Annotated in this window: 7 protein-coding genes and 1 pseudogene; 7 read left to right on the top strand and 1 reads right to left on the bottom strand. The window is 33.2% G+C overall.

The annotated features are described in order from the left end of the window. The 6 genes and pseudogenes from ABJM36_RS12210 to ABJM36_RS12185 form a co-directional block, all read left to right on the top strand. Nucleotides 1–348, top strand: a pseudogene (locus ABJM36_RS12210) (transcriptional regulator); the annotation flags it as partial. A gap of 12 nt (nt 349–360) precedes the next feature. Next, nucleotides 361–1,494 (top strand): efflux RND transporter periplasmic adaptor subunit, encoded by a 1,134-nt coding sequence (locus ABJM36_RS12205; RefSeq protein ID WP_348451762.1) that lies wholly within the window; start codon nt 361–363, stop codon nt 1,492–1,494. A gap of 22 nt (nt 1,495–1,516) precedes the next feature. Beyond that, nucleotides 1,517–4,654, top strand: coding sequence for an efflux RND transporter permease subunit (locus tag ABJM36_RS12200; RefSeq protein ID WP_348451760.1), 3,138 nt, complete (start codon nt 1,517–1,519; stop codon nt 4,652–4,654). Between the two features lie 4 nt (nt 4,655–4,658). Next, complete coding sequence (locus ABJM36_RS12195) at nt 4,659–6,077, top strand: TolC family protein (RefSeq protein ID WP_348451759.1); 1,419 nt, start codon at nt 4,659–4,661, stop codon at nt 6,075–6,077. A gap of 11 nt (nt 6,078–6,088) precedes the next feature. Further along, the gene (locus tag ABJM36_RS12190; RefSeq protein WP_348451757.1) at nt 6,089–6,682 is read left to right on the top strand and encodes a TetR/AcrR family transcriptional regulator; all 594 of its coding nucleotides are present in this window, start codon (nt 6,089–6,091) and stop codon (nt 6,680–6,682) included. A gap of 17 nt (nt 6,683–6,699) precedes the next feature. Further along, on the top strand, nt 6,700–7,095 hold the full coding sequence (locus ABJM36_RS12185) for a hypothetical protein (protein WP_348451756.1): 396 nt from the start codon (nt 6,700–6,702) through the stop codon (nt 7,093–7,095). 224 nt (nt 7,096–7,319) lie between these two features. Here the strand turns inward: ABJM36_RS12185 and ABJM36_RS12180 are convergent, their stop codons facing one another. After that, complete coding sequence (locus ABJM36_RS12180) at nt 7,320–8,321, bottom strand: NAD(P)H-dependent glycerol-3-phosphate dehydrogenase (protein WP_348451754.1); 1,002 nt, start codon at nt 8,319–8,321, stop codon at nt 7,320–7,322. A gap of 211 nt (nt 8,322–8,532) precedes the next feature. On the opposite strand from ABJM36_RS12180, the gene ABJM36_RS12175 reads away from it, so the two are divergent. Continuing rightward, entirely contained in the window at nt 8,533–9,468 is a 936-nt protein-coding gene (locus tag ABJM36_RS12175) for a nicotinic acid mononucleotide adenyltransferase (RefSeq protein ID WP_348451753.1), read from the top strand. The last annotated feature ends 426 nt before the right edge of the window (nt 9,469–9,894 follow it).

Genomic DNA, 9,894 nt, shown 5'->3' with positions numbered 1-9,894 from the left:
GTGCTTTGTGCAAGTAAAAGCACCATTTCTACACATCTAAATCATTTACAAGATTTAAACAAAATAGAATATTTCACCAAAACAGGAGATCGTAAAAAGTACTTTATCATCAATAAAAATACTATTATTCAACATGTAGACAGAATGATAAGCCATTGGGATGAAGAGCGTGCTATTCATCTAGAAATTAAATCCTATAAAGAAATCCAAAACGAAGTAAAAATTAAAAACGAAGACGAAAAATTCGACTTAAGTTTTCATAATGACTATGTGAAATTTGTAGACGAAGCAACAGCCTCGGTTAAAGAATTAAGAGAAAAATTAATAAGCAACCAATTCCATATTTAAAGTTTTATCCAGATGAAAAAGAACAAACTATATACCATACTAGCACTAAGTCTTTTCTTAGTTATTGTAAGTTGTGGCAATTCAGACCAAAAACAAGCATCAGCAGCTGCTCCTCCTCCTACACCTTTTCCTGTGTCGCAATTAGAAACTAAAACCGTAACGGGTTATCAAGATTATCCTGCTACAATTGAAGGTATTGTAAACAGTGATGTAAGAGCAAAAACTTCCGGTTATATCGAAAAAGTATTTGTAGACGAAGGTCAGAAAGTACGTAAAGGACAAGCCTTGTTTAAACTAGAAACCCAGTCTTTAAGTCAAGATGCAGGAGCAGCAAAAGCGCGTGTTAATGTGGCACAAGTGGAGGTTGACAAATTAGTGCCTCTAGTGGAAAAAAACATTATTAGCCCAGTACAATTAGAAACTGCTAAAGCTAATTTAGCACAAGCAAAAGCAAATTTAAGTGGTGTTTCTGCTAATATTGGTTATGCCACGATTAAAAGTCCAATAGACGGTTATGTAGGTGCTATAAATTTTAGAGAAGGTGCTTTAATTAGTCCTAACGACGGAACACCATTAACCACAGTAAGTGAAATTGACCAAGTATATGCCTTTTTTAGTTTTAACGAAGCACAATACATCGACCATTTACAACGCTCTAAAGGTCAAAATAAAGCAGAACGTATTAAAAATTCGCCAGACTTAAGTTTAATATTGGCAAATGGTAAAGAATATTCTGAAAAAGGACGCATTCAAACCAGTACCGGACAAATAAATCAAAGTACAGGTACCATTCAAATTAGAGCGGCTTTTAATAATCCTAACGAAATTTTAACCAACGGAAACAGTGGGAAAATTAGATTCCCTATAGAATATAAAGATGCTATTGTTGTACCGCAAACAGCAACTTTTGAGCAACAAGGAAATATTATGATTTTCAAGTTAGGAGAAGATAATAAAGTTGTGACTTCTATATTAAAAGTTCAAGGAAAAGTGGATAATTTATATGTTGTAGCATCTGGAGTAGATGCAAACGATAAAATCATTATTTCTGGTATTGGAAAATTAAGAAACGGCATGGTAATCTCACCGCAAGACACTTCTTTTGAAGAGGCTATTAAACCGGTTGCAACTTTATTCAGAAATTAAATAACCACCAAACATATTTATCATGTTAAAAACATTTATTGAAAGACCAGTGCTTTCAACAGTAATCTCTATTATCATAGTTATGCTAGGTGTTATTAGTATCACTAGCTTACCAATAGAAGAATACCCAGATATTGCACCGCCTACCATTAAGGTAACTGCAAATTATACCGGAGCAAACGCCGAAACTGTTTTAGAAAGTGTAATTGTACCTATTGAAGAACAAATTAATGGTGTAGAAGGTATGACGTACATTACTTCTACAGCCTCTAATACCGGAACAGCAGAAATTACAGTATATTTTGATCAAGAAATTGATGCGGATATTGCTGCAGTAAACGTGCAAAACCGTGTGTCTAGAGCAACACCTTTATTACCACAAGAGGTAATACAAACAGGTATTACTACACAAAAACAAGAAACGAGTGCATTGATGTTTATTTCTATGTATTCGGAAAGCGAGAATTACGACGCTACCTTTATTCAGAATTACTTGAAGATTAACGTCATTCCAGCCATGCAACGTATTAGTGGTGTTGGTGATGTTAGTGTATTTTCACAACAAGATTATGCGATGCGTATATGGTTAAATCCAGAAAAATTAGCATCCTATAATTTAATTCCTTCAGATATTTCGGCTGTTTTAGCAGAACAAAACTTGGAAGCTGCAGCAGGGTCTTTAGGTCAAAATAACGGAGAATCTTTTTCATATACATTAACCTATAGTGGTCGTTTTAAAAACGAAAGTCAATACAGCGATATTGTAATCAAAGCCTTAGGAAACGGAGAGTTTTTACGCTTAAAAGATGTTGCAACTATCGAGTTAGACGCACAATCTTATGCATCTAATGCTATGAGTAAAGGACACCCAGCTGTATTTATGGGAATCTTTCAAACCAAAGGTTCTAATGCGCAAGAAATTATTGAAAACATAAAAGTAACCTTAGCGCAAGTAAAAGCAGACCTTCCAGAAGGTTTAGATGTATTTGTACCTTATGATACTAGTTTGTTCTTAAATGCTTCCATAGATAAGGTAATTACCACTTTATTAGAAGCCTTTTTATTAGTATTCTTAGTGGTTTTCATCTTCTTACAAGATTTTAGATCTACCTTAATTCCAGCAATTGCTGTACCTGTTTCTATTATTGGTACCTTCTTTTTCTTGAATGTTTTTGGGTATTCTATAAACCTTTTAACACTATTCGCGCTAGTGCTCGCTATTGGTATTGTGGTAGATGATGCTATTGTAGTTGTAGAAGCTGTTCATGCCAAAATGGATGAAGGCGAACACAACCCTAAAAAAGCTACATTAACAGCCATGAACGAGATTTCTGGAGCTATTATCTCCATTACTTTGGTAATGGCAGCAGTATTTATTCCAGTAACTTTTGTAACAGGTCCTACAGGAGTATTTTATGAACAGTTTGGTGTAACCTTAATTATTGCCATTCTTATTTCGGCAGTAAACGCATTAACATTAAGTCCAGCATTATGTGCTTTATTATTAAAAGAACATAAAGATGACGACGAGTTAAAAGGAAAAAGTCCACTAAAACGTTTTTACACTTTATTCAATCGTGGTTTTAATGCCACTGTAGATAGATATGGTAAATCGCTTCAGTTTTTATACAAAAGAAAATTTGTTTCTGTTCTATTGTTAATTATTGCTGGAGTTGGAATTTATTGGGCTTCTACAACAACACCAACAGGATTTGTACCTAATGAAGATAGAGGAATTATTTTCGCTAATATTGAATTACCTCCAGGAGCTTCATTAGATAGAACAGATGCTGTAGCTAGAAAATTATATGATAAAGTTGAAGGTATAGAAGGTGTAGTAGCAGTAAACTTTATTAAAGGTAGAAGTTTAATTAGTGGTGCTGGTAGTAACTTTGGTTTTGGAATTATTAAATTAGAAGATTGGGCGGATCGTACAGATCCATCACTTTCAGCACAAGCGATTACCGGAAAATTATTTGGTATAGCAGCTACCATTCCAGATGCTAATATTATTTTCTTTTCACCACCAAGTATTCGTGGTTTTGGTAACTCATCAGGATTTGAAATTAACTTATTAGATAAGTTTGGAGGCGAGTTTACCGATTTAGATAAAGCGAATAAAGAATTCTCTATGGCTTTAATGAGTCATCCAGAAATTAAATATGCAACATCGTCATTCAACACAAATTATCCGCAATATGAAATGGAGGTGAATGTGCCTTTAGCAAAAGAAAAAGGTGTTTCTGTTACTAGTATATTCTCAACATTACAAGGGTATATAGGTGGAATTTATGCGTCCGATTTCTCTAGGTTTGGAAAGCAATTTAGAGTGTATATTCAAGCATTACCGGAAGATAGAGCAGATGAAAGTGCTTTAAATAGTATGTATGTAAGAACAGATTCTGATGAAATGACACCAATTACACAGTTTGTAACTTTAAAACGTGTGTATGGTCCACAATCGGTTACGCGTTTCAACTTATTTAATTCGACCACCATAACAGGGGCAACAAACGACGGGTTTAGTACAGGTGATGCTATTCGCGTTATTGAGGAAGAGGTAGCAAAACTGCCAAGTAATTATACGGTTGCTTATTCTGGTTTAACACGTGAAGAGGTAAATGCAGGAAACCAAACAACGTTCATCTTTATTTTAAGTATTCTGTTTGTGTATTTTTTATTAAGTGCACAATATGAGAGTTACTTATTGCCCTTTGCAGTAGTGTTTTCATTACCATTTGGTGTATTTGGAGCTTATATAAGTACAAAATTCTTAGGCTTAGAAAACAATATTTATTTCCAAATTGCCTTGATTATGCTTATTGGATTACTGGCTAAAAACGCCATACTTATTGTAGAGTTTGCCTTGGCAAGACGCAAAAAAGGAGAAAGTATTGTAGATGCCGCAATCCATGGAGCAAAATCGCGTTTACGTCCAATTTTAATGACCTCATTCGCCTTTATTTTAGGATTAATGCCATTAGCACTAGCAAAAGGTGTTGGGGCCGAAGGAAACAACTCGATTGGTTCTGGAGCAGCAGGAGGTATGCTTATTGGTACTATTTTAGGAGTTTTTGTTATTCCTATCCTATTTATATTATTTCAGTGGTTACAAGAAAAAGTTTCTAGTAAACCAGCAGTACAAACTATTGAAGAATAAAAAGATGAAATCAATTATAAAACATAGAAATTTAAGTAAAGGTGCTTTAATATTGGTAGTTGCATTAACGCTACAAAGTTGTTTTGTGGCTAAAGATTATGAAAGACCAAACTTAGAGGCTGAAACAGAAGCGCTTTACAGAACGGATAATTTATCTACAGATAGCTTATCTATTGCCGATGTATCTTGGAAAAATTTATTTACAGACCAATACCTTCAACAATATATAGCAGAAGGTTTGCAAAATAATATGGATGTGCGTAGGGCGATACAGCAAATGATTTCTGCAGAAGCGTACGCAAAACAAGGAAAAGCTGGATACTTTCCAACCTTAAGTGTTGGTCCTAATTATACGCATCAAGAATATTCGGCTAATAGCCAATTTGGATCCATTTTTAGTGGCGGTTTAGATACTTATGATGTGACAGCTAGTTTAGCGTGGGAAGCCGATATTTGGGGGAAAATTAGAAGTAATAAGCGCGCAACTCAAGCCGCTTATTTACAAAGTGTTGCAGGACATCAATTAGTGAAAACGCAGTTAGTTTCTAGCATTGCAAACACCTATTATAATTTGTTGGCTTTAGATGAGCAGTTAGAAATAACGAAGCAAACCATTGAAACCAGAGAAATTGGGGTCGAAACTATTAAAGCCTTAAAAGATGCTGGTCAAGTAACACAAGTTGCTGTAGACCAAAATATAGCGCAGTATAATAGTGCTAGAGCATTGCAGGTAGATTTAGAGGTTGCTATTTTTAAAGCTGAAAATACATTAAGTATTTTGTTAGGTAAGGCACCTCAGAATTTTGAAAGAAGCAGCTTAAATGTTCAAAAAATAGATGCGGATATTACTGTTGGCGTACCTTCTACCTTATTGAGTAACAGACCAGATGTTATGGCTGCAGAGTATGCATTAATTCAGAATTTTGAGCTGACAAATGTTGCTAATAGTAGTTTTTATCCGAGTTTAACGCTTACCGCTTCAGGAGGTTTACAAAGTTTAGAGTTAGATAATTTATTTAATGCCAATTCGCTTTTCGCAACAGTTGTTGGCGGGTTAACACAGCCGCTTTTTAATCAGCGTAAGCTTAAAACTCAAAAAGAAGTCGCTTTAGCAAATCAAGAAAGTGCGCTTTTAAACTTTAAGAAAACCCTGTTAGTTGCTGGTAGTGAAGTATCGAATGCTTTGTACAGTTATAATGCTGAAACTAAAAAATTTCAGTTTAGAAAAAATGAAGTTGAAGCCTTACGTACCGCCGAGGCAAACTCGGAAGAATTGCTTAAAAACGGGTATGCCAATTACTTAGATTTATTAACAGCAAGACAAAGTGCTTTAAGTGCAGAGCTTAATGTGATAGATAGTAAATTACAACAATTAGTTTCTGTTGTTGATCTATATGAAGCACTTGGTGGCGGATGGTGGTAAACTAAATGACCATGATTACTAAGGCAGCGTTGTTAAAATGTTCTATTAAAAAGTTTACCCAATTAGGAAGTAAGCATGTAACTCTAGACGACATCGCAAAGACACTTGGGATATCAAAAAAGACAATTTATACCTTTTATAAAAACAAAGAAGCTCTAGTTTCGGCAAGTATTGAGAGTTTAATAAACGAGTATAAAGAAGATATAAATGGGATTGTTAATAGCAATGGTAAAGATCCTGTTTTGTGTGTTATAATAATTTACCAAAGAGGGTTTGAGTATTTAAAATACTTTAAGCCCTCTTTTCTTTTTGGTTTAGAAAAGTATTACCCTAAAGCTAATGCATTATTTGAAGATTTTGTTGAAGAGTTATCTAACACTATAGTATATAAGTTACTTAAACAAGTTCAAGAATCTAGGTATATTAAAGAGGAAGTTAATTTAAAACTAATAGTTAGTATTTATTTTTTACGCATAGATAAACTGGTTTTTAAGAAGAGTAATTTATTCGAATTATATCCAAAAGAAGAACTTTTTAACCATTTAGTAGTTTATAATTTAAAAGGAATAATTACACCTAATTATTCTAATTCTTATTTTGAATAGTTTATTATTTTTGTGCTATGAAAAAAGATATTGAAATTCCTGTTGTAAAAGATGTTTACGTTGCTGTTGTTAACGAGTATAACGATATTTATAAAACTCAGGATTGGAACGCCTATATCATTAACGATAAAGATGTTGATTTAGAAATGGTTATTATCGTTACTGATGGTTATTCTGAAAGTAAAACAACCTCGAAATTCCGAAAAAAAATTGATGTGCTTCCTAAAAAGAGTTATGCTAAAATAGAACTTATACAGGAGGAATTATTTGCCTTAAATAACCAGTTTAAAGTGTCTTTTTTTGAGGGTAACCAAATGTTTGATAAAACGTATTTGTTTAGAAAAAACACTATTAATCTTAAGGCTTTACAACCTGTACCTTTAATGGATGTTAAAGGTGTTTTGGTGAAGTAGCATATTCCTGCGGAGGCAGGAATCTCTTAACAAATAAACTATGGCTATAAGTTTAGGCTATTTTCTGGCGGACAAATTGCGTTAGGGATTGCAGCGGCATCCTTTTTTTTTGCTGCCATAAATGGCAAAAAAAGATATAGCGTAAAGCGCGACCCTTTTCGGGTAACGCCTAAATAATTATTATAGAATTAATATTATGAGATTTCTATTTACCAAGGAATTAGCTAATCTAGTTTATCGGTTAACTTATTAAATACCTTTTTTGGGTTTTTGTTATCGTATAAAATCTCGTAAACAGCGTTTATAATTGGAATTTGCGTTTTTTTATCGTTTTTTTCGTTAAGTGTATGTGCGCTTTTTGTAGCATAATACCCTTCGGCAACCATACTCATTTCCATTTGTGCAGATTTTACGGTATAGCCTTTGCCAATCATATTTCCAAACATGCGGTTTCGCGAAAATACCGAATAACCAGTTACTAATAAATCGCCTAAATAAGCCGAATTATTAATGTTACGTTTCATTTTATGGCGCTTTTTAATAAAGCGTTTCATTTCGCGTATGGCATTGCTCATTAATACACTCTGGAAATTATCGCCATAACCCAAACCATGTGCAATTCCAGCTGCTATAGCATAGATGTTTTTAAGCATAACGGCGTATTCAATACCTATAATATCGTCGCTGGTTTTTGTTTTAATGTAATCGCTTGATAGGGAGTTGGCAATAGCCTCGGCTTTTTTGGTGTCCGAACATGAAATAGTAAGATAAGATAGACGTTCTAAGGCCACTTCTTCAGCATGGCATGGCCCCGCAATAACTGCAATATTATCATAGGGTATTTTATAAGTTTTATGAAAATGCTCGCCTACTAAAAGTTCAGTTTCGGGCATTATTCCTTTTACGGCAGATACTATGGTTTTGTTAGATATATCGACGGTAAGTTTTTCTAATTCACTATGGATAAAGGCAGACGGGATAACGAAAATTAAAACATCGGCATATTCAGCAATTTCATTAATATCGTTGCTTAGTTTTAATTGTTCTAAATGAAACTCTACCGAACTTAAATAATTAGGATTGTGTTGTTCTCTTAATAAATGCTCTTTGGTGTATACACTGCGCATATACCAACCAATTTCATTTAAGTTTTCGCTAAGCATTTTTACTATTGCTGTAGCCCAACTTCCTGCTCCAAAAACCGCATATTTTAAAGGTTTATCCATAGGTCTTCTAATGTTATCTAATTCAAAAATACATAAATATTTTTCATTTTAAAGGACTGTTAGGAAAGAATCTAGAAATGCTTGGAAAGCAGTGTAATAGTTGCGTTTTAATAAAGATTTAGGTCTTTTAAATAGGTTTTAAATTGAGCAATCCAAAATGTTTGGCACGCGTTTTGAAACTACCTAAACAGAAACCCTAAAATGTTATATTATGAATACGATAAAATTACTTTCAGGTTTTGCTTTAATGGCAAGCCTTTTTACATCCTGTTATTCTGAAGTGATCATTGATGATTTTAATGAGCCTAATATTTCGGTCAACCAATTATTAAATAAGTATGAATTATGGTATGTAGATATAAACAGCACTGTAGGTTATGGTGAAACGCCATTTTTACAAAAAGCGTTTACGGTATCGTTTATTAATGGTGTGTTATATGCTAATAATAATATTGCGGGTTTAGGAAGTAATGGTAATGGATATGGAATTGATGTTGCTAATTATGATGCTTATAATATGATTTTAGATGTGCAACATGATATTGATGGTTTTTCAACCTTTGATGTTTATCAGGTGGATAATAATACCATAGAATTATATAACCCTTATAACGATACCTCGTACTTTTTAGATGGCTACCAACGTAGTAATTTCGATTATGATTTTGTGTTTTATGATAACATCCATTATTTTTTACAAGAGTATGAAGTTTGGGAAAAAACATATACTAGTAATTTTGGTGCCATAAACGAATTTGATAACGAAAACTATTTGCAGTTTTTAGCTGGAGGAAATGATTCTGAATTTAGAAGTTCACAAGATGTTAACGTTAATAATACCAATAACCTGTATTGGGATTATACAGGAATTTATGGTGTAGCTGATGTAAGAGGGAACTCTTATTTAAAAACTTTAACATTAGATTATGATTACCTAGGCAATGAATATTTTGAATTGAGCGTTATAAATGACAGGAAGATAGAGTTGTTTCATCCTGCTTCTGAAACCGTTTATAAATTTGAAGGTAGAGGCTATATTCAGTATTTAAAATCTGATAGTAAAAAAGAAACCAAAGTTAAAGAAGATAAAATGCGTAAGCCTAGAAAAGATAAAGTAGCAAACCCTAGAGAAAATACAAGGGGTTAAAATATAAAGTGAAATTCTACCATAGAGTAGGAGTTTAGCTAAAATTTTTGGTTGGTTATTTAGTTTAGAAACCCCTTAAGGCGCTCAGCTTTAAGGGGTTTATTTTTGTGTAAGGCCGTTTATTTTTGGTTTATCGAATCCTAAAGGTTATTATGTTTTAATTTAGGTGTTTTACCTGTCTAGTCCAAAATCGAAAAATTATAGTTTAGACTTAAAAGGCCTGTATAAATTTCAAGGTTTCTGTATTTGAGTTGGTTGGGCAGAATCAAAGAATAATAGATATGTTTAGGGAGTCATTATTTCCTTATTTGGTAAATAAGGTTTTGTTGTAATATTTTTTAAATATAATAACCATAGTAAAGCTATAGGTCCATATACTAGGCCTTTTAGCCAAAAATTATGAGCACTATTAAAATACGTCTGATG

The sequence above is a fragment of the Algibacter sp. genome (assembly GCF_039977455.1).
GTDB lineage: Bacteria > Bacteroidota > Bacteroidia > Flavobacteriales > Flavobacteriaceae > Algibacter_B.
This window is presented reverse-complemented; position numbering and strand designations above follow the sequence as displayed.

Coding starts and splice junctions, on each gene's coding strand:
- ABJM36_RS12200 (WP_348451760.1), top strand. CDS start 1,517: ATGTTAAAAACATTTATTGAAAGACCAGTGCTTTCAACAGTAATCTCT.
- ABJM36_RS12185 (WP_348451756.1), top strand. CDS start 6,700: ATGAAAAAAGATATTGAAATTCCTGTTGTAAAAGATGTTTACGTTGCT.
- ABJM36_RS12180 (WP_348451754.1), bottom strand. CDS start 8,321: ATGGATAAACCTTTAAAATATGCGGTTTTTGGAGCAGGAAGTTGGGCT.
- ABJM36_RS12205 (WP_348451762.1), top strand. CDS start 361: ATGAAAAAGAACAAACTATATACCATACTAGCACTAAGTCTTTTCTTA.
- ABJM36_RS12195 (WP_348451759.1), top strand. CDS start 4,659: ATGAAATCAATTATAAAACATAGAAATTTAAGTAAAGGTGCTTTAATA.
- ABJM36_RS12190 (WP_348451757.1), top strand. CDS start 6,089: ATGATTACTAAGGCAGCGTTGTTAAAATGTTCTATTAAAAAGTTTACC.
- ABJM36_RS12175 (WP_348451753.1), top strand. CDS start 8,533: ATGAATACGATAAAATTACTTTCAGGTTTTGCTTTAATGGCAAGCCTT.